Source organism: Mesorhizobium sp. B2-3-13, assembly GCF_006442195.1.
GTDB lineage: Bacteria > Pseudomonadota > Alphaproteobacteria > Rhizobiales > Rhizobiaceae > Mesorhizobium > Mesorhizobium salmacidum.
Genome location: NZ_VFVQ01000031.1, coordinates 1 through 18,329, shown reverse-complemented (window position 1 = coordinate 18,329; position 18,329 = coordinate 1). Strand labels below are relative to the sequence as shown.

The 18,329-nt window shown below is 64.4% G+C and carries 22 protein-coding genes; 18 read left to right on the top strand and 4 right to left on the bottom strand.

The window, feature by feature from the left end; genetic code table 11:
* Nucleotides 1-59: 59 nt before the first annotated feature.
* Complete coding sequence (locus FJ941_RS26590; protein ID WP_140510310.1) at nucleotides 60-998, bottom strand: tyrosine recombinase XerC; 939 nt, start codon at nucleotides 996-998, stop codon at nucleotides 60-62.
* A gap of 99 nt (nucleotides 999-1,097) precedes the next feature.
* Between FJ941_RS26590 and rimM the strand changes: the two genes are divergently transcribed.
* Together rimM and trmD are read left to right on the top strand one after the other, a co-directional pair.
* Nucleotides 1,098-1,697 (top strand): ribosome maturation factor RimM, encoded by a 600-nt coding sequence (rimM, locus tag FJ941_RS26585; RefSeq protein ID WP_140510308.1) that lies wholly within the window; start codon nucleotides 1,098-1,100, stop codon nucleotides 1,695-1,697.
* Nucleotides 1,694-2,392: a tRNA (guanosine(37)-N1)-methyltransferase TrmD gene (trmD, locus tag FJ941_RS26580; protein WP_140510306.1), complete on the top strand. Its 699-nt coding sequence runs from the start codon at nucleotides 1,694-1,696 to the stop codon at nucleotides 2,390-2,392. The genes rimM and trmD overlap by 4 nt, the downstream gene beginning before the upstream one ends.
* Here the strand turns inward: trmD and FJ941_RS26575 are convergent.
* The gene (locus FJ941_RS26575) at nucleotides 2,374-3,126 is read right to left on the bottom strand and encodes a sulfite exporter TauE/SafE family protein (protein WP_140510304.1); all 753 of its coding nucleotides are present in this window, start codon (nucleotides 3,124-3,126) and stop codon (nucleotides 2,374-2,376) included. The genes trmD and FJ941_RS26575 overlap by 19 nt on opposite strands.
* Nucleotides 3,127-3,465: 339 nt before the next feature.
* On the opposite strand from FJ941_RS26575, the gene rplS reads away from it, so the two are divergent.
* The 7 genes from rplS to leuC all read left to right on the top strand — a co-directional run bounded on the left by rplS (nucleotide 3,466) and on the right by leuC (nucleotide 9,346).
* Nucleotides 3,466-4,011 carry a 50S ribosomal protein L19 gene (gene rplS / locus FJ941_RS26565; protein ID WP_027055127.1) on the top strand — a complete coding sequence of 182 codons (546 nt, stop codon included), beginning with the start codon at nucleotides 3,466-3,468 and terminating at the stop codon, nucleotides 4,009-4,011.
* A 156-nt stretch (nucleotides 4,012-4,167) separates the two neighbouring features.
* Nucleotides 4,168-4,581, top strand: coding sequence for an organic hydroperoxide resistance protein (locus FJ941_RS26560; RefSeq protein ID WP_140510302.1), 414 nt, complete (start codon nucleotides 4,168-4,170; stop codon nucleotides 4,579-4,581).
* Complete coding sequence (locus FJ941_RS26555; RefSeq protein ID WP_140510300.1) at nucleotides 4,578-5,114, top strand: MarR family winged helix-turn-helix transcriptional regulator; 537 nt, start codon at nucleotides 4,578-4,580, stop codon at nucleotides 5,112-5,114. Before FJ941_RS26560 ends, FJ941_RS26555 begins: the two co-directional genes overlap by 4 nt.
* 197 nt (nucleotides 5,115-5,311) lie before the next feature.
* Nucleotides 5,312-6,109, top strand: a complete 798-nt coding sequence (locus FJ941_RS26550) for a transporter substrate-binding domain-containing protein (RefSeq protein ID WP_140510299.1) — start codon at nucleotides 5,312-5,314, stop codon at nucleotides 6,107-6,109.
* An 87-nt stretch (nucleotides 6,110-6,196) separates the two neighbouring features.
* Complete coding sequence (locus tag FJ941_RS26545; RefSeq protein WP_140510297.1) at nucleotides 6,197-7,006, top strand: amino acid ABC transporter permease; 810 nt, start codon at nucleotides 6,197-6,199, stop codon at nucleotides 7,004-7,006.
* A gap of 52 nt (nucleotides 7,007-7,058) precedes the next feature.
* Nucleotides 7,059-7,694, top strand: a complete 636-nt coding sequence (locus FJ941_RS26540) for a class I SAM-dependent methyltransferase (RefSeq protein ID WP_140510295.1) — start codon at nucleotides 7,059-7,061, stop codon at nucleotides 7,692-7,694.
* Nucleotides 7,695-7,936: 242 nt separating this feature from the next.
* The gene (gene leuC / locus FJ941_RS26530) at nucleotides 7,937-9,346 is read left to right on the top strand and encodes a 3-isopropylmalate dehydratase large subunit (protein WP_140510293.1); all 1,410 of its coding nucleotides are present in this window, start codon (nucleotides 7,937-7,939) and stop codon (nucleotides 9,344-9,346) included.
* 39 nt (nucleotides 9,347-9,385) lie between these two features.
* Here the strand turns inward: leuC and FJ941_RS26525 are convergent, their stop codons facing one another.
* Entirely contained in the window at nucleotides 9,386-9,703 is a 318-nt protein-coding gene (locus FJ941_RS26525; RefSeq protein ID WP_027145537.1) for a hypothetical protein, read from the bottom strand.
* A 148-nt stretch (nucleotides 9,704-9,851) separates the two neighbouring features.
* Between FJ941_RS26525 and FJ941_RS26520 the strand changes: the two genes are divergently transcribed.
* On the top strand, nucleotides 9,852-11,048 hold the full coding sequence (locus tag FJ941_RS26520) for a GGDEF domain-containing protein (protein ID WP_140510291.1): 1,197 nt from the start codon (nucleotides 9,852-9,854) through the stop codon (nucleotides 11,046-11,048).
* A gap of 75 nt (nucleotides 11,049-11,123) precedes the next feature.
* Nucleotides 11,124-12,341: a GGDEF domain-containing protein gene (locus FJ941_RS26515; RefSeq protein ID WP_140510289.1), complete on the top strand. Its 1,218-nt coding sequence runs from the start codon at nucleotides 11,124-11,126 to the stop codon at nucleotides 12,339-12,341.
* Here the strand turns inward: FJ941_RS26515 and FJ941_RS26510 are convergent.
* A complete protein-coding gene (locus FJ941_RS26510) occupies nucleotides 12,325-12,699 on the bottom strand; it encodes a hypothetical protein (protein ID WP_140510371.1) in 375 nt (124 codons plus the stop codon). The genes FJ941_RS26515 and FJ941_RS26510 overlap by 17 nt on opposite strands.
* 252 nt (nucleotides 12,700-12,951) lie before the next feature.
* Between FJ941_RS26510 and FJ941_RS26505 the strand changes: the two genes are divergently transcribed.
* From FJ941_RS26505 to FJ941_RS26475, 7 genes are all read left to right on the top strand, one after another.
* Nucleotides 12,952-13,377, top strand: a complete 426-nt coding sequence (locus FJ941_RS26505) for a hypothetical protein (RefSeq protein WP_140510287.1) — start codon at nucleotides 12,952-12,954, stop codon at nucleotides 13,375-13,377.
* Nucleotides 13,378-13,633: 256 nt separating this feature from the next.
* Nucleotides 13,634-14,050: a succinate dehydrogenase, cytochrome b556 subunit gene (gene sdhC / locus FJ941_RS26500; protein WP_027145532.1), complete on the top strand. Its 417-nt coding sequence runs from the start codon at nucleotides 13,634-13,636 to the stop codon at nucleotides 14,048-14,050.
* Entirely contained in the window at nucleotides 14,050-14,445 is a 396-nt protein-coding gene (gene sdhD, locus FJ941_RS26495; RefSeq protein WP_140510285.1) for a succinate dehydrogenase, hydrophobic membrane anchor protein, read from the top strand. The genes sdhC and sdhD overlap by 1 nt, the downstream gene beginning before the upstream one ends.
* A 4-nt stretch (nucleotides 14,446-14,449) precedes the next feature.
* On the top strand, nucleotides 14,450-16,285 hold the full coding sequence (gene sdhA / locus FJ941_RS26490; protein ID WP_140510283.1) for a succinate dehydrogenase flavoprotein subunit: 1,836 nt from the start codon (nucleotides 14,450-14,452) through the stop codon (nucleotides 16,283-16,285).
* A gap of 2 nt (nucleotides 16,286-16,287) precedes the next feature.
* Nucleotides 16,288-16,722: a DUF3052 domain-containing protein gene (locus FJ941_RS26485; RefSeq protein ID WP_140510281.1), complete on the top strand. Its 435-nt coding sequence runs from the start codon at nucleotides 16,288-16,290 to the stop codon at nucleotides 16,720-16,722.
* Nucleotides 16,722-17,501: a succinate dehydrogenase iron-sulfur subunit gene (locus FJ941_RS26480; protein WP_027145528.1), complete on the top strand. Its 780-nt coding sequence runs from the start codon at nucleotides 16,722-16,724 to the stop codon at nucleotides 17,499-17,501. The genes FJ941_RS26485 and FJ941_RS26480 overlap by 1 nt, the downstream gene beginning before the upstream one ends.
* 62 nt (nucleotides 17,502-17,563) lie before the next feature.
* Nucleotides 17,564-18,193, top strand: coding sequence for a DUF480 domain-containing protein (locus FJ941_RS26475; protein WP_140510279.1), 630 nt, complete (start codon nucleotides 17,564-17,566; stop codon nucleotides 18,191-18,193).
* Nucleotides 18,194-18,329: the final 136 nt, after the last annotated feature.

Genomic DNA, 18,329 nt, shown 5'->3' with positions numbered 1-18,329 from the left:
CCCATTCCTAGGACCGAAAAGCGGCAAAACCGTTAATCGGGACGGCAAAATTGAAGGGTTCAGGCCCTGGGGTGGGCCGATTCGTAGATTTCCAGCAGTCTTGCGGTGTCGACACCGGTGTAGATCTGCGTCGTCGACAGGCTGGCGTGGCCCAAGAGTTCCTGGATGGTGCGCAGATCGCCGCCACGGCCGAGCAAATGGGTGGCGAAGGAATGGCGCAAGGCATGCGGCGTCGCGGTGTCAGGCAGGTTGAGCGCCGCGCGCAGTTTCGCCATGTCGCGCTGGATGATGGCCGGGTTGAGCGGGCCGCCGCGCGCGCCGCGAAACAGCAAGCCCTTGGGATCGAGATGGTAGGGACAGAGCCTGCGGTATTCGGCGATTGCCCTGAGCGCCACCGGCAGCACCGGCACCAGCCGCGTCTTGCCGCCTTTGCCGGTGACGCGCAGCACGGTGTCGGCCTCCGATGCCAGATCGGCCCCGGCCAGCCCAAGCGCTTCCGAAATGCGCAGGCCCGAGCCGTAGAGCAGCGTCAGCACGGCGGCATTGCGGGCAGCGATCCAGGGCTCTTCAGCCAGCTGACCCTCGACGGAGACCACGTGCCTGGCATCGCTCGCCGTCAGCGGCTTGGGCAGCGATTTGGGCTGGCGCGGCGCGCGCAAGGCAGCCGCACCAGCCGCATTGGCCAGGCCTCGTCGTTCGAGGAACCGCAGCAGCGAACGGATGCCGGCCAATCCGCGGCCAAGCGTGTGTGCACCGGCACCGGCATTGCGGCGAGCGGCGAGGAAGCCGCGCAGATCGGCCGGGCGCAGGTCCGAGATATCGGAAATGCCGGGCGGTCCGCCGATATGGCCGGTAAGGAAGTGCAGGAACTGGCGTGAATCGCGCTCATAGGCCTCGACGGTTTGCGGCGACAGCCGGCGTTCGCGCGCCAGCATCTTCAGCCAGCTCTCACGCGCCGCCTGGAGATCGGGTTTTGCCGGTATGAGGAATTCCTGCATGGCGGCATTTTCGGGTATTCGGGTTAGGAAGCGGTGAAGAGGCCGTCATTGAAATGACGGCGAGGCGGCGCTAGAGCAGGGGCAAAGGATTTTTCGCCCATGAGCAAACCCCAAAACCCCGTCCAAATGGCCGTGATCGGAGCCGCGCACGGCATCAAGGGCGAGCTCAGGGTGAAAACCTTCACCGGCGATCCAATGGCGCTGGCCGACTACGGGCCGCTCTACGCCAGGGACGGCCGTGCCTTCCAGATCACCGACATAAGGCCTGCCAACACCGTTGTCGTGGTGCGGTTCAAGGGCGTCAACGACCGCAACGCGGCCGAAGCGCTTGCCGGTACGGAGCTGTTCGTCGACCGCTCGATGTTGCCCGATGATGGCGAGGAGGACGAATTCTATCATGCCGACCTGATCGGGCTGGAAATCCGGGATGATACCGGTGCCGCCATCGGGAAGGTCGTCGCGGTGCACAATTTCGGCGGCGGCGACATTCTCGATGTGACGCTCGCCGGGCGCAAGGGTGTGCTTATCCCGTTCACGCAGGTCGCCGTGCCTGCCGTGTCGATCGCCGAGGGTTTTGTCCGCGTCGACCCGGTGGCGGCCGGTCTGGTCGAGGACGAGGATGGTGAGGCGCCGCGCGAGGACGATTTCGACCCCAAGGGCAGGCCGCGCGGACCGCGCGACGCCGGGGGCAACCGGTGAGTTTTGCCGCGTCGGTGCTGACGCTCTATCCCGAGATGTTTCCCGGCGCGCTCGGCGTGTCGCTGGCCGGACGGGCGCTGGAGGCCGGCACATGGTCGCTTGATGCGATCCAGATCCGCGATTTCGCCATCGACAAGCATCGCACCGTCGACGACACGCCGGCCGGCGGCGGCGCCGGCATGGTGATGCGCGCCGATGTGCTGGCCAAGGCGGTCGACCATGCTTCGCCTCCCGGTGATTTGCGGCCGCGGCTCTTGATGAGCCCGCGCGGCAAACCGCTGACGCAGGCGCGCGTGCGCGAGCTCGCCGCCGGGCCGGGCGCCGTCATCCTGTGTGGCCGCTTCGAAGGTGTCGACCAGCGGGTGATCGACGCGCGCGGCCTGGAGGAAGTCTCGATCGGCGATTTCATCCTGTCGGGCGGCGAGCCGGCGGCACTCGTGCTGCTCGACGCCGTGGTGCGGCTGTTGCCCGGCGTGATGGGCAATGCCGTGTCCGGTGAGGAAGAGAGTTTCGAGAACGGCCTGCTCGAACATCCGCATTACACGCGGCCGCAGGAATTCGAGGGCAGGGAGATTCCCGAAGTGCTGATCTCGGGTAATCACAAGAAGATCGCCGCCTGGCGGCGTGAGCAGTCAGAGCGGCTGACGAAGGAGAGGCGGCCCGATCTTCTGGGCGCTCAGCCTTTGGTGAAATAGTAGAAGGCGAGAAACAGGCCGACGGCGACCACGAAGCCGCGCACCATTTTCTGCGGCACGCGCTTGGCGATCCAGACGCCGGCATAGCCGCCCAGCGCGCCGGCCGGGATCATGATGATCGCCTGCGGCCAGGCGACGACGCCGCCCGAGACGAAGACGACGATGGCGACAGCGGCGATGACCACCGCGAGCATGTTCTTCAAGGCATTCAGCCGGTGGTAATCGCCGGCTTGGGTCAGGCCGAGGGTGGCCAGCATCATCACGCCCATGCCGGCGCCGAAGAAGCCGCCATAGATGGCGGTGACGAATTGGGCCAGCGAACCGGCGAGAGAACCCACGGCCGCGTCATGTCCAGGTTTCGGCGCCGGCTTCAGCCAGGGTCCGGCGGCAAACAGCGCCGTCGCGCCCAAAAGCAGCCACGGCACCAAGGCGCGAAAGGATGGATTGTCGAGCGCCAGCAGGATCAGCGCGCCGGCCAGCGCGCCGCCGGCCGAGATCAGGCAGAGCAGCAGCGCGCCGCGCCAGAAGTGCCTGATATCGTCCCAGTAGGCGAGCGTCGAGGTGATGTAGCCGGGAAATTGCGTCACCGAGGAGGTGGCGTTGGCGACGATCGGCGGCACGCCGACCAATGTCATGGCGCCGAAGGTGATGAAGGTGCCGCCGCCGGCGACCGCGTTGGCGGCGCCTGACAGAAAGCCCGCCAGGAAGAGCAGGATGGCGTGGAAGACAGACATGGAGGGCCGCCGTAAGGATGTGTGCTATTTCTGCCTTAGGGAGCTTGCCGGATCTGCGCAACCCGGCACGGCAGGATTAAGATGGTGCCATGCCGGGAGCCATGCCGGCAAAAAATGCATGGGCAAGGCGTGACAAAGCGCCGAAATAGCTGTATGTGCCCGCCCGTACCGGCAAGAACAATCTGCCGGACCCGTCAACAATGACGGTGTAGTCGCCCCTGCCCGATGTTTTGAAGACAAATGTCTTGGAGACAAAGGACATAGCCGAGCGGTCGAATGGAACTGCAAGGCGAGCGTAGGGCGCTCTGACTGTCGGAAGAACAAGAAGTGGATTTCTAGATGGATCTCATCCGTCAGCTCGAGGCCGAACAGGCCGCCAAGATCGAAGCCAAGCGCAAGCTTCCCGAATTCCAGCCCGGCGACACCGTGCGCGTCCAGGTCCGCGTGACCGAAGGCACCCGCACCCGCGTCCAGGCCTATGAGGGCGTCGTCATCGCCCGCGCCGGTTCCGGCTTCCAGGAAAATTTCACCGTCCGCAAGATCTCCTACGGCGAAGGCGTCGAGCGCGTGTTCCCAGTCTACTCGCCGATGGTCGAAGGCGTCGAGATCGTGCGCCGCGGCAAGGTGCGCCGCGCCAAGCTCTATTACCTGCGCGATCGTCGCGGCAAGTCGGCTCGTATCTCGGAAAACACCGGCGTGCGCGCCCGCAAGCTCAACGATGAGGAGCGTGATGCGCTGAACGCCGAGAAGGCCCGCATCGAGGCCGAGAAGGTCGCCGCCGCCCAGGCGCTGGCCGCCGAGACGGCCGCCAAGGAAGCCGCGGAGAAGAAGGCGGCCGCCGAGGCCGAAGCAGCCAAGGCCGCTGAAGCGACCCCCGCCGAATAAGGTTCGACGAAGGATTTTGAAAAAGGCGGCTTTGGCCGCCTTTTTTCGTTTCACCAGACTGTGAACGCTTTCAGTTCCGGCAATGCGGAACGGTGGTTGACCTCCAATTACATAGTATACTAAATAATCGTGCACAACATGATTGGAGACTACGACATGGCACTCTACACCACACAGGCCCACGTGACCGGCGGTCGCGCCGGCCATGGCGAGACCAGCGACGGCCTGCTCAAGGTCGACCTGGCGATGCCCAAGGAGCTCGGCGGGCCGGGCGGCGCCACCAATCCCGAACAGCTTTTCGCCATCGGCTATGCCGCCTGCTTCGAAAGCGCCGTCCGCTTCGTCGCGCGCAAGCAGAAACTGCCGCTCGAAGATGCCGCGGTAACCGCCACTGTCAGCCTGCTTCCCAACGGCGAGGGCTTCAGGCTCGGCGTTGCGCTCGCGGCGGAGACAAAAGGCCTTGATCAGGCGGCGGCGGAAGCGCTTGTATCGGCGGCGCATCAGGTTTGCCCCTATTCGAACGCCATCAGGGGCAATGTCGAGGTGGCGCTTTCGGTAAAGGTGGCATGACGACAAAGTTCGAAACGAAAGACAGCGAGGCCCCGGCGGAGGCCGCCGGGGCGATCCCGGTGCCACGGCTCGATCAGCAGCTCTGCTTCGCGCTCTATTCGGCGAGCGGGCTGATGACCAAGCTTTACCGGCCGTTGCTCGATCCGCTCGGCCTGACCTATCCGCAATATCTGGCGATGCTGGCGCTGTGGGAACGTGCGCCGAGCACGGTGGGTGACCTTGGCGAAGCGCTGGGCCTGGATTCAGCGACGCTGACGCCGCTGCTCAAGCGGATGGAGGCGGGCGGCCTGGTCACCCGCCGGCGCGATGCCGCGGACGAGCGCCGGGTGCTGGTCGAGCCGACAGCCAAGGGCCAGGCCCTGCGCGCCCGCATGAAGGATGTCTCGGCCGCACTTGCCTGCAGCGTCCCGCTCGGACCAGGCGAAGCGAAGGCCCTGCACGGCACACTCACCCATCTTGTCGCGGGCCTGCGTAGCGCTGTGGCCGACGACCGGTCGACGGACGCGTCGGTCCCCGACACGGGAAAATCCTAGCCGTCAACGCAGCCGTCCATTGCCGTGGCACGGATCGTTCCGGAAATCTCCGGATTGAAGGCATCCAAATCCGTTTTGGGCTATCCCAACGCAGCGTGCCGTCTTGCATGGCGCTTGCGGAAAGCTAAAGTCGGCGCCGGATTTTCTTGCAAGCCCGGTCGATACCCGGGCGCTTTCAATTTCCGGGGAGTGTTGTCATGACCAAATCAAAATTGCTGCTGGCCGGCCTGCTGGCTCTCGTCCTGGCGCCCATTGCCGCCTTCGCGCAGGCGCTGCCCGATCTCGGCGGCAAAAAGGTGGTGGTGGTGACGGAGAATGCCTATCCGCCGCTGCAATTCATCGATGCCAAGACCGGCAAACAGATCGGCTGGGAATATGACGCGATGAACGAGATCGCCAAGCGGCTCAATTTCAAGGTCGAGTACCAGAACACCTCCTGGGACGCGATGATCCAGGCGGTTTCGGATAACCAGTACAACATCGGCATGACCGGGATCACCATCAAGGACGACCGCAAGCAGAAGGTGGATTTCTCCGACCCCTATATGCGCTCGGAACAGTTCATGCTGGTGCGCGGCGATGAAGGCCGCTTCACCGATGCCAAGACCTTCGGCGCCTTCAAGGACGGGCTGATCGGCGCGCAGGCGGGCACCACGCCATTCTATACCGCCGTCTACAGCGTGCTGGACGGCAATGAGCAGAACCCGCGCATCAAACTGTTCGAAACATTTGGCGCCACGGTGCAGGCGCTGAAATCCGGCGATGTCGACGTCGTGCTGACCGACGGCACTGCGGGCAAGGGCTATGTCGATGCCTCGGAGGGCAAGCTGAAGCTGATCGGCGGCCCGCTCGGCACCGAGGATTTCGGCTTCATCTTCCCCAAGGGCTCGGACCTGGTGAAGCCGGTCAACGCGGCGATCGCGGCGCTCAAGGCGGATGGCACGCTCGATGCGCTCAACAAGAAATGGTTCCTTGATTACAAGATGGGGCAGTGAGCCAATCTTGTTGAAGGAGTCGTCTGAGGGGCAGGGAGTTGCGCTGAGGCTGCGCCCGCGTCCCTCTCTCAGTTCTTACGCCACCTGATGGCAGCCCCCTCCATCTCCAAACCCGACTTTCCCTGGTGGCTCGCCGTTGCCGGCGTCCTTGCGTTGGCGGCCGCACTCGCCATCGCGGCCAGCGATCTCTACGCGCAGGTCTTCGCCACTGTCGCCAAGGGCATCGGCATCACCGTCTTCGTCACCGTGGTTGCTTTCGCCATGGCGTCGATCATCGGCCTCGGCATTGCGCTCATGGGCCTGTCGGGCTCGACCTGGCTGCGGCAGATCGCGCGCTTCTATGTCGAGATCATCCGTGGCGTGCCGATCCTGGTGCTGCTGTTCTGGATCGCGTTTGCCGGCGCGCCGGCCTTCGTCGCGGCCTGGAACGCGCTGACCGCGCCGTTGCAGAGCGCCGGCATTCTCGGCGAGCTGCTGGTGCGCGACGTGTCGTTGCTGTGGCGCGCCATCATGGCGCTGACAATCGGCTATTCGGCCTTCATCTCGGAGGTTTTCCGGGCCGGCATCCAGTCGGTCGAGAAAGGCCAGATCGAGGCGGCGAAGGCCTTGGGGCTGAGCCGCGCGCAGCGCTTCCGGCTGGTCGTGTTCCCGCAGGCGATCCGCACCATCCTGCCGCCGCTCGGCAATGATTTCGTCGCCCTGGTCAAGGATTCCTCGCTGGTCTCGGTGCTCGGCGTCGCCGACATCACGCAGATGGGCAAGGTCTATGCGGCCGGCTCGTTCCGCTTCTTCGAGACCTATTCGATAACAGCCTATATCTATCTCATCCTCACCATTGGCCTGTCGCTGTCGCTCAGGGCGCTGGAGCGGCGTTTGCGCCGCCAGCACGAGGAATAGTTTTTCGGCCAGGACAGCGTTAGGCTCGGGTGCTTACCGGAGGAGCGTGCCCATGAACATCGACAAGGCCAATGCGGCGCTGGATTCGGTCTACACGGCCGATACGCCCGAAACGCTGGCGCAAGCCTATACCGCATGGGCCGCGACCTATGACAGCGAAACCGCCTCGCTCGGTTATCTCCTGCCGTTCCTGATCACCGCCTGGGTGGCGCGCCACGTGCCGGCGGGCGAGGGGCCGCTGCTCGACGCCGGCTGCGGCACCGGCCTGTCGGGACCTTCCTTGAAAGCGCTCGGTTACAGTGACATTGCCGGGCTGGATCTCTCGGACGACATGCTCAAGATCGCCGGCAGTCGCAATGCCTACAGCGAGCTGAAGCAGGCGATGCTTGGCGGCCCGCTGCCGTGGCCGGACGGCCATTTCCGCGCCTTCTTCTCCGCCGGTGTGTTCACCATCAGCCACGCGCCGGCGTCTGGCCTGCACGAGCTGGTGCGCATCACGAAGAAGGGCGGCCACGCCATCTTCACCGTGCGCGACCAGGTTTTCGAGAGCGGCGGGTTCCAGGTGGTGTTCGATGAATTGGAGCAGGGAGGAAAGTGGCGGACGGTTGAGGCAAGCCCGTGGTTTCGCTGCTATGCGATCGCCGAGCCGGACGCGCTGGTGAGGACCTTTGTGTTCGAGGTGATCTGAGCGCTGGCGACACGCCGCAATTGCCGAAAACCCAAAACATTGCTATCTACCCGGCCATGGAAGAGCTTTTTGGCGATCCGGCCTACAAGGGATTCGTGCTGCAGGACAGAAAACGCCTGCCGTCGCGCTTCTCCGCGCGCATGTCCGGCGCCCTGACCAGCCGACTTCGCTGATCCCTGACGGCCAGCTGCAGGCTTGCGGCATCAGTTCTTTCCCATTCTCATATCGACGGATTTACGCACATGAGCGCACCGCGCACCCTCTACGACAAGATTTTCGACGACCATGTCGTCGACCGCCAGGACGACGGCACCTGCCTGCTCTATATCGACCGCCACCTCGTTCATGAAGTGACCAGCCCGCAGGCCTTTGAGGGCCTGCGCATGAGCGGCAGAAAAGTCCGTCACCCGGAAAAGACGCTGGCCGTTGTCGATCACAATGTCTCGACCTCGCCCGAGCGCAAGTTCGGCATCAAGAACGAGGAAAGCCGCATCCAGGTCGAGGCGCTGGCCAAGAACGCCAGGGATTTCGGCGTCGAGTATTATTCCGAGAACGATATCCGCCAGGGCATCGTCCACATCATCGGACCCGAGCAGGGCTTTACGCTGCCGGGCATGACCATCGTCTGCGGCGACAGCCACACCTCCACCCATGGTGCTTTCGGCGCGCTGGCGCATGGCATCGGCACGTCGGAAGTCGAGCATGTGCTGGCGACGCAGACGCTGATCCAGCGCAAGGCCAAGAACATGCTGGTCCGCGTCGATGGCGTGCTGCCGGAAGGCGTCACCGCCAAGGACATCATCCTCGCCATCATCGGCGAGATCGGCACCGCCGGCGGCACCGGTTATGTCATCGAATATGCCGGCGAGGCGATCCGTGCGCTGTCGATGGAAGGCCGCATGACGATCTGCAACATGTCGATCGAAGGCGGCGCGCGCGCCGGCCTGATCGCGGCGGACGAGACCACCTTCGCCTATGTCAAGGACAAGCCGCGCGCGCCCAAGGGCGCTGCCTGGGACGCGGCGCTCGAATACTGGAAGACGCTGCGGACCGACGAAGGCGCGCATTTCGACAAGGTGATCGTGCTCGACGCGGCGAAACTGCCGCCGATCGTCTCCTGGGGCTCTTCGCCCGAGGACGTCGTCTCAGTGCAAGGCATCGTGCCTAACCCGGATGACATCACCGACGAGAACAAGCGCACCTCCAAGCTGCGCGCGCTCGACTATATGGGCCTGACGCCGGGGACGAAGATCACCGACATCACGCTCGACCGCGTCTTCATCGGCTCCTGCACCAATGGCCGCATCGAGGATCTGCGCGCCGTCGCCAAGGTGGTCGAAGGCAAGACGGTCAGCCCGCATGTCGATGCCATGATCGTGCCGGGCTCCGGCCTGGTGAAGGAGCAAGCGGAAGCCGAGGGGCTGGACAAGATCTTTCTCGCCGCCGGTTTCGACTGGCGCGAGCCGGGCTGCTCGATGTGCCTGGCCATGAACGACGACCGGCTGAAGCCGCATGAACGCTGCGCCTCGACCTCGAACCGCAATTTCGAGGGCCGGCAAGGCTTCAAGGGCCGCACCCATCTGGTGTCGCCGGCGATGGCGGCGGCGGCGGCGATCGCCGGCCACTTCGTCGACATCCGCGACTGGAAATAAGCCAGGCTCGGCATTGACCCAAGCCTGGCGCGGCCCGGGTCAGGCCTTGCCGTCACGCCGTATGAGCTCGTGGAATTCCTCGCGGCGACCAGGTTCGTCCGCCGCGACCACGAGCGCCAGCTGCTGCTCTTCGAAGAGCTTGAACCATTCGTCCCATTCGACAAGCTCATAGCCGCCGGCATTGACGGGCCGTTCCGGCTGGTCCTGGTCCTGATAGGCGTTCTGGCCGAAGACCAGCCTCAGCATGGGCTGCGTCCCAGCCTCGGGCGATATGTCGACGATTGCCGGAAAGCCGGCGCGCCCGGCAGCCCATGAACGGATTGCATCGTGGTCGGTCAATGTGATCGTGTCGGCCATAGCCTGCTCCTGGATTGTGAATTGAGGAACGCTGCCGACAGCACCGGGTTCCCCGCCGACATATCGCGCCAACACCCTGGCTTAACGGCTTGTTTGGGCTTGCCCCCTAAGGTCTTCCGTGACGTCAAGCGAGAGAAGTCACGGTCCTTTGGACACTGGCCTGTTCATAGCGTTGCTCAATCCGACGATCGCGCTGGCGCTCGGCGCGGCGTTTCTCGTGCTGTGGTTCTACCAGCGCCATCGTCCCTATCTGGCGGTGCTGGCGCTCAGCTACTGCGCCTCGGCGCCCGGCTTCCTGTTCCAGTATTTCACCTTGCCGATCGGCGTGGTGCTGACCAAGCTGGTGTCGAACATCTGCTTCACCATCGCCGCCTGCTGCCTGTCGGGCGCCATCATCGCCCGCTACGGCAGGAAGGTGCCCGGTGTGGGAATCGCCGTGCTGGCGGGCGGCGGCCTTGCGGCGTTCGCGTGGTTTCTCTTCGTCACCCCGGATCTCACCTGGCGCATCCTGGCGATGAATTTCGGTTTCGGCGGCCTCAGCCTGCTCGTCGCCGCCGAATTGCGCCCGGTGCGCAACAATGGCCCGACAGAAAAGATCCTGTTCGTGCTGTCGCTGCTGTCCAGCGTCAATTTCTTCGTGCGCACCCTGGTGGTGGTCATCGCGCACGGGCCCTTCGCCAGCTATGACGGCTTCTACGGCTCGTCCTACTGGACGACGGCGTTGTTGTCGCACGCACTGCTGTCGCTGCTGATCGCGCTTTGCCTCTTCACCGCGGCCGCGCTCGACGTGATGAAGGCGCTGAAGACGGAAACCCATACCGACCCGCTTTCGGGGCTGCTCAACCGCCGAGGTTTCGAGGAGCGCGCCGCCATGCTGCTGCAGCATTGCGCCATGGCCAAATTCCCGGTGGCGCTGGTGCTGGCCGACCTCGACCATTTCAAGGCCCTCAACGACGTGCACGGGCATGCCGCCGGTGACCGCGCGATTGCGGACTTTGCCGCCAAGCTGCGCTCGGCCACGGGAGCACGAGGTGCCGCGGGGCGCATCGGCGGCGAGGAATTCGCCGTGCTCCTGCCGCTGACCGATCTCGCCGCCGCCCGGCTGTTCGCCGAGGCGGTGCGCACACTCTATTCGGCCGGCGGCGTCGACGGGCTTCCCGCCGGCACGAAGGTCACCGCCAGCTTCGGCGTGGCGGCCCGCAGCGGCGACGAGACGCTGGAGCCCTTGTTGCGCCGGGCCGACGAGGCGCTTTACAAGGCCAAGAAAAATGGCCGCGACGGCGTGCGCGTCTCCTACGAGCGGCCGGAGACGATGTTCGTGCCGGAGCCGCTCAGGGCCAGCTGACCGCCGCATCCGCGCTCGGCGTTAACGTCTTTTTCGCCCGGCGATGTTTAGCTGTCGGCAGGGGTTTGAGGATCCATGAGCGGCGCCAACTTCATCCTGTTGATCAACCTGGCGGTCGCCGGCCTGCTGGCGGCATCCTTCATGGCTGTCTCGTTCCACGATGCCGGCCGCGCGCCGGCGCGCTGGCTGGCGTCAGGTTATGTCCTGGGCATGGCCTATTCGGCGATCGAATTCAGCATTCCCGTCTTCAGCGACGCGCGGCTTCCGGTGGTTACCGCCTTTGCCGTTTTCCTTGGCGCCACCATTGCCTTCAATGGCGGACTTGCCCGCAAATATGGCGTGGCGCCGCCATGGACGCCGATGCTGTTCTTTCTGGCCGTCACCACCATCGCGGTCTATTTCGTGCAGGATCTGCCGCGCCAGTCGCTCACCCGCATGATGGTCTACCAGCTTCCCTACGCAGCCATGCAGTTCACCGGCCTCGGCATCGTCTGGCAGTCGAGGCAAGGCCGCGGTCGGCTCGATCTGATCTTGATGGCGTTGCTTGCCGCCAGCGGCCTGCAGTTTGCCTCAAAGCCGTTCATCGCGCATGCGCTCGGCGGCTGGGGCGCCAATCCGCAGGCTTATCTGCAAAGCAGTTACGCGCTGGTGTCGCAGTCGCTGGGCACTGTCTTTGCGCTGGCGCTGGCTCTGCTGATGTTGGCCATTCTCGTTCGCGATGTGCTTGCCGAAGTGACGTCGAAGTCGGAGGTGGACACGCTGTCGGGCCTGCTCAACCGTGGCGGTTTCACGCGTCACGCGGAGCTGGCCGTGCACGACGCCACGCGCCTGGGCGCGCCGGTGGCAATGGTCATTGCCGATCTCGATCATTTCAAGAGCGTCAACGACAGTTTCGGCCATGCCTCCGGCGATCGGGTGATCGAGACCTTCGCCGGCCTGCTGCGAGAGGCGGCCGAGGGTCATCACGTGGTTGGCCGCATCGGTGGCGAGGAGTTCGCTATTATCCTGACAGGAGCCAACCTTGCAGCCGCCCGGCTGTTCGCGGAAGGCATCCGCCATGCATTCGGCGCTTCGCCCGTCAACGGGTTGCCGCCCGACACGCGCTGCACGTCGAGCTTCGGCATTGCCGAGCTTCACATGGGCGAGGGTTTCTCAGACCTGATGCGGCGTGCGGATGAAGCGCTCTACCTGGCAAAGAATGCCGGGCGCGACTGCGTGCGTGTCTCCACCGGGCCAGCCGATGGGCTGGCCGTGGTAAGAATCGGCCAGGCCCGTATCAGCGGCAGGGGCTGAGCTCCGGCATCTCGCCGTCGGAAAGGCCGTACATATAGGGGCGGCCCTTGACGAACACCGGCGGGCGATAGCAGTCGCCGTCGCCCGATATGTCGTCGGATTCATTCTGGTAGATTATCTTGGGCTGGCCGGCGCTGGTGTAGTCGGACAGTTGTTTGGCCAGCTTGCCTTCGCCGACGATGATGCGCTTGTAGCCGGCGGCGCTGTCGATGACGAGATTGCCGAACGAATCGGCGTAGACGCGGTCGTGATGGCGCAAGCCGGCCTCGGCCGGCGCGGCCACCGCAACGGCAAGTGCGGCCAGCGTGACCGCGAGGCTTGTCCGGACCAGTTTGGCCCGCACCGATTTGGCCCGCACTGAGTTGGAATGCATGTCGCTCTCCCTTTGTCGGCGCGAGAGAGATCGCGCCCCGATCTGATCCGAATCGGAAATTAACTCTTTCTTAACCTTTGTTAAGGGGAGGAGTGGCTCAATGGCCGTTTCTTAATGAACATGGTTAATTTTTGCAGTTCGCCGCCGATGTCCCCAACCGGTCGACATGGCCGCTCGGGCGAACTTGATCTTGCCGCGCCGCGTGGCTAGCGTGCCTCGGGGCAGGAGGGGCAGCACATGATGTTTGGCCGAACGGTTCGGGTGTCGTTCATTGTTCCGCTGCTTTTCGCGGCCGGTGCCTGTGTGCCGGAAGACGGCGCGCCCAAGGCCGCGAGCAGGGTTACACCCGTGGTGCCGCCTGCCGCTCCCGCCCAGCAACAGCCCGCGCCACCGGCAACCAAGATCACCACGGACCTCACCGCGCCACGCCTCACCACGGGCATGGCCACCTATAGGTGCGGCAATGGCGGCATGATCACCATCCAAAATCTCGGCACGTCGCTGCGCGTGGTCGGGCAGGAAGGCGCCACCGAGGAGTTCGCGGCATCGCCGGCAAACCAGAGCAGCCGCTACCAGGCGGTGACGCATGACGCAATCGTGATCGACGGGCGCGAGGCGCTGGTGATGAAGAGGGGGTCGACGCCGCAGACCTGCACCCGCTGATGCAAATCCCGGCACGGCAGCGCCTCGGGCCAGACATGCTGCACTGCAACGATATCGAGCCGGCTTCGGGTGCTCAGCCGCTAATCGATTGAAGCCGCATCCGGCCTTTTAGTCAGACTAAATTACGTTTTCGAAACGGTTTTCTGGCTTTGACGCGGTGCAAAAAGAGCATTAGAAACCGGCTGTCCGAAGTCGCAACCGGAAGCGGTAATGCCGCATTTCCACCTGAGGCGGGAGACGCCGAACTGGGGCAGCCATGAGCAAATCACCAGCCACCCAAGCCAGACGCGAAAGGCCGCTTTCGCCGCACCTGACGGTCTACCGGCCGCCGATCACCATGACGATGTCGATCATCCATCGCATCACCGGGGGAGCGCTCTATTTCGGCACGCTGCTGGTCGCCGTCTGGCTGATGGCGGCGGCAAGTTCGCAGGGTGCTTTCGACTGGGTGAACTGGGCGTTCGGCACGTGGCTCGGCCGGCTCATCCTGTTCGGCTACACCTGGGCTCTCATGCATCACATGCTGGGCGGTGTCCGCCATCTGATCTGGGATACCGGCGCCGGACTTGAAAAACACACGGCCTCGAAGATCGCCTGGGCGACGCTTGCCGGCTCGGTCCTGCTCACACTCTTGATCTGGATCGCCGGCTATATGGCGCGGGGAGCTTTGTGATGAGTGCGAAAAAAATCGACATGCGCACTCCGCTCGCCAAGGTGCGCGGCTTGGGCTCGGCCCGCGAAGGCACCGGGCATTTCTGGCGCCAGCGGCTGACGGCGATCGCCAACATCCCGCTGATCCTGTTTTTCACCGGGTTCCTGATCGCGCTCAACGGTGCCGGTTATGCGCAGGTGCGGGCAGCGCTCGCCAACCCGTTCGTGGGGTTGGTCATGGCCCTGGTGCTCATCTCGCCGCTCTACCATATGCGGATCGGCATGCAGGTGATCATCGAGGACTATGTGCATGGCGAAGGCATGAAGCTGGCGCTGATCGCCCTCAACACATTCTTCACCATAGCGGTCGGCGTCGCTTCGCTCTTCGCCCTGCTGAAACTGGCATTCGGAGGCTGAAGTCTTGGCCCAGGACACGAAATCAGCCAACGCGGCAGGCTATACCTTTGTCGACCACAAGTTCGACGTGGTGATCGTCGGCGCCGGGGGCGCTGGCCTGCGCGCCACGCTCGGCATGGCCGAACAGGGCCTGCGCACCGCCTGCATCACCAAAGTGTTCCCGACGCGCTCGCATACGGTCGCCGCGCAAGGCGGCATCGCCGCCTCGCTCTCCAATATGGGGCCGGATTCCTGGCAGTGGCACATGTACGACACCGTCAAGGGGTCGGACTGGCTGGGCGATGTCGATGCCATGGAATACATGGTGCGCGAGGCGCCGGCCGCGGTCTACGAGCTCGAACATTACGGCGTGCCTTTCTCGCGCACCGAAGAAGGCAAGATCTACCAGCGACCGTTCGGCGGCCACATGATGAACTATGGCGACGGCCCGCCCGTGCAGCGCACCTGCGCCGCGGCCGACCGCACCGGCCACGCCATCCTGCATACGCTCTACGGCCAGTCGCTGAAGAACAACGCGCAGTTCTTCATCGAGTATTTCGCGCTCGACCTGATCATGGAGCCGGACGGCACCTGCACCGGCGTCGTGGCGTGGAATCTCGATGACGGCACCATTCACCGCTTCTCGGCCAAGATGGTGGTGCTGGCGACCGGCGGTTATGGGCGCGCTTATTTCTCCGCCACCTCGGCGCACACCTGCACCGGGGACGGCGGCGGCATGGCCGCACGGGCCGGGCTTCCCCTGCAGGACATGGAGTTCGTGCAGTTCCATCCGACCGGCATTTACGGCGCCGGATGCCTGATCACCGAGGGCGCGCGCGGCGAGGGCGGCTACCTCGTCAACTCCGAGGGCGAGCGCTTCATGGAGCGCTACGCACCGTCGGCCAAGGACCTCGCCTCGCGCGACGTCGTCTCGCGCTGCATGACGCTGGAAATCCGCGAGGGCCGCGGCGTCGGCAAGAACAAGGACCACATCTTCCTGCACCTCGATCATCTCGATCCGGCGGTTCTGCACGAACGGCTTCCGGGCATTTCGGAGTCGGCAAAAATCTTCGCCGGTGTCGACCTGACCAAGGAGCCGATCCCGGTGCTGCCGACGGTGCATTACAATATGGGCGGCGTGCCGACCAATTACTGGGGCGAGGTGCTCAACCCGACCGCCGAAAACCCCGACCGGGTCTCGCCCGGCCTGATGGCGGTGGGCGAGGCGGGCTGCGCTTCCGTGCACGGCGCCAACCGGCTGGGCTCGAACTCGCTGATCGATCTGGTGGTGTTCGGCCGCGCCGCGGCGGTCCGCGCCGGCCAAGTCATCGACCGCAAGGCGGCGATCCCGTCGCCCAACCAGGCTTCGGTCGACAAGATCATGGACCGCTTCGACCGGCTGCGCCATGCCAACGGTTCGACGCCGACGGCGGTTCTGCGCGAAAAGATGCAGAAGGCGATGCAGGAGGACGCAGCCGTGTTCCGTACGCAGGAATCGCTCGAAAACGGCTGCAGGCGCATTTCGCAAATCTGGACCGAGCTCAAGGACATAAAGGTGTTCGACCGCTCGATGATCTGGAATTCGGACCTGGTCGAGACGCTGGAGCTGGAAAACCTGATGGCCAACGCCATCACCACCGTCCATGGCGCCGAGGCGCGCAAGGAGAGCCGTGGTGCGCACGCGCGGGAAGATTTTTCCGCCCGCGACGACGCCAACTGGCGCAAGCACACGCTCGCCCGTCTCGGCGAGGACGGTGCGGTGACGCTGACCTACCGGCCGGTGCACACCGAGCCACTGGTGGCGGAGAAAGACGGCGGCATCAGTCTCGCCAAGATCGCGCCGAAGGCCAGGGTGTACTGACAATGGCGACGGCGGCGGGATATTCCGGCACGCCCCTTCCGGCCAAGCTCGGCCTGAAGGACGGCATGATTGCCGCCTTTATCGCGCTGCCAAGCGAACTCGAGAGCCTCACTGAGGCCGTCGATTTTGCCGAGGTCGACCGGCTGGCCGAATGGTCCGGCATTTCGGGCGCAACCCTGAAATACGACGCCGTCCACGCCTTCACCCGGCAGCGCGCCGAGATCGAGGGTCGCCTCGGCTATGTCGAAGCGGCGATCAAACGCGACGGCATGATCTGGGTCTCCTGGCCGAAGAAGGCGTCGAAAGTGGACACCGATGTCACCGAAGGCGTTGTCCGCGCTGAAGCGCTGAAGCTCGACCTTGTCGACGTCAAGGTCGCCGCCGTGAATGAAATCTGGTCCGGGCTGAAGCTCGTCATCCGAAAGGACCTGAGGTAATGGTCGAACTCACCCTCCCGAAGAACTCGAAGATCCAACAGGGCAAGACCTGGCCGAAGCCGGAGGGTGCCACCAATCTGCGCGAATATCGCATCTATCGCTGGTCGCCGGACGATGACGAGAACCCGCGTATGGACACCTATTTCGTCGATATGGACGATTGCGGGCCGATGGTGCTCGACGCGCTGCTGTGGATCAAGAACAAGATCGACCCGACGCTGACGCTGCGCCGCTCCTGCCGCGAGGGCATTTGCGGCTCTTGCGCCATGAACATCGACGGTTCGAACACGCTTGCCTGTACCAAGGGCTGCGACGACGTTTCAGGCGCGATCAAGGTCTATCCGCTGCCGCATATGCCCGTGATCAAGGACCTGGTGCCCGACCTTACCAATTTCTACGCCCAGCACGCCTCGATCGAGCCATGGCTGAAGACGGTGTCGCCAACGCCGGCCAAGGAATGGCTGCAGAGCCATGAGGACCGCGAAAAGCTCGACGGGCTTTACGAGTGCATCCTGTGCGCATGCTGCTCCACCTCGTGCCCGAGCTACTGGTGGAACGGCGACCGCTATCTCGGCCCGGCGACGCTGCTGCAGGCCTATCGCTGGCTGATCGACAGCCGTGACGAGGCCAAGGGCGAACGGCTCGACAATCTCGAAGACCCGTTCCGGCTCTATCGCTGCCACACCATCATGAACTGCGCGCAGACCTGTCCGAAGGGGCTGAATCCCGCGAAGGCGATCGCCGAGATCAAGAAGATGATGGTGGAGAGAAGGGTTTAGTCCGGCGGTAGGCCGCGATCCTTCGCGTTGTCCCTCCGGCTTTCGAAAGGATAGCGATCTCAATGAGCGACGACCTTCCTGTTCTCTCTCCCGTCGAAGTGCGCGTGCTCGGCTGCCTGATCGAGAAGAAGGAGCTGACGCCGGACGTCTATCCGCTGACGCTCAACGCGGCACTTGCCGCAGCCAACCAGAAGACGGCACGCGAGCCTGTCATGGCCCTGGAACAGACAGAGGTGCACCGGGCCCTGAAGCTGCTTGAGCAGAAAGGACTCGTGCGGCAGATGTTCGGCTCGCGCGTGGAGCGTTATGAGCATCAGATGGCGCAGCGCTTCTCGCTGACCACGCCGCAAACTGCGCTGCTCGGCCTGCTCCTGCTGCGCGGACCACAGACGGCGCATGAGCTGCTGGCGCGCGCTGAGCGCATGGCGCGGTTTTCGTCGATCGAAGACCTGCGCGGTGAACTCGACATGCTGATCGGCCGCCGGCCACCGCTGGTCCAGGAAATCCCGCGCGGGCCGGGCCAGCGCGAGGACCGCTACGTGCATCTCCTCGCTGGCCCGGTCGATGTTGCCGCTCTATCGGCGCACCGGAGTGCGCCGACTATCCCCGTCTCCGACCTGGAGGCGAGGGTGGAAGGGCTGGAGCAGGAAGTCGCAGCCCTTCGTGCGCGGCTTGACGCGCTGGGCGGTTGAGGCCGCCAATCCGAAACGTCGGCGGGACAGCGCCCCCTTCTGCCGGACATCTCCCCCACGAGGGCAGGGGAATCGCATATGGCGTTTTGGGAGTTGAAATTGGTCTGAGAAGAGATTCTTTGGGAAGGCAGTCCAG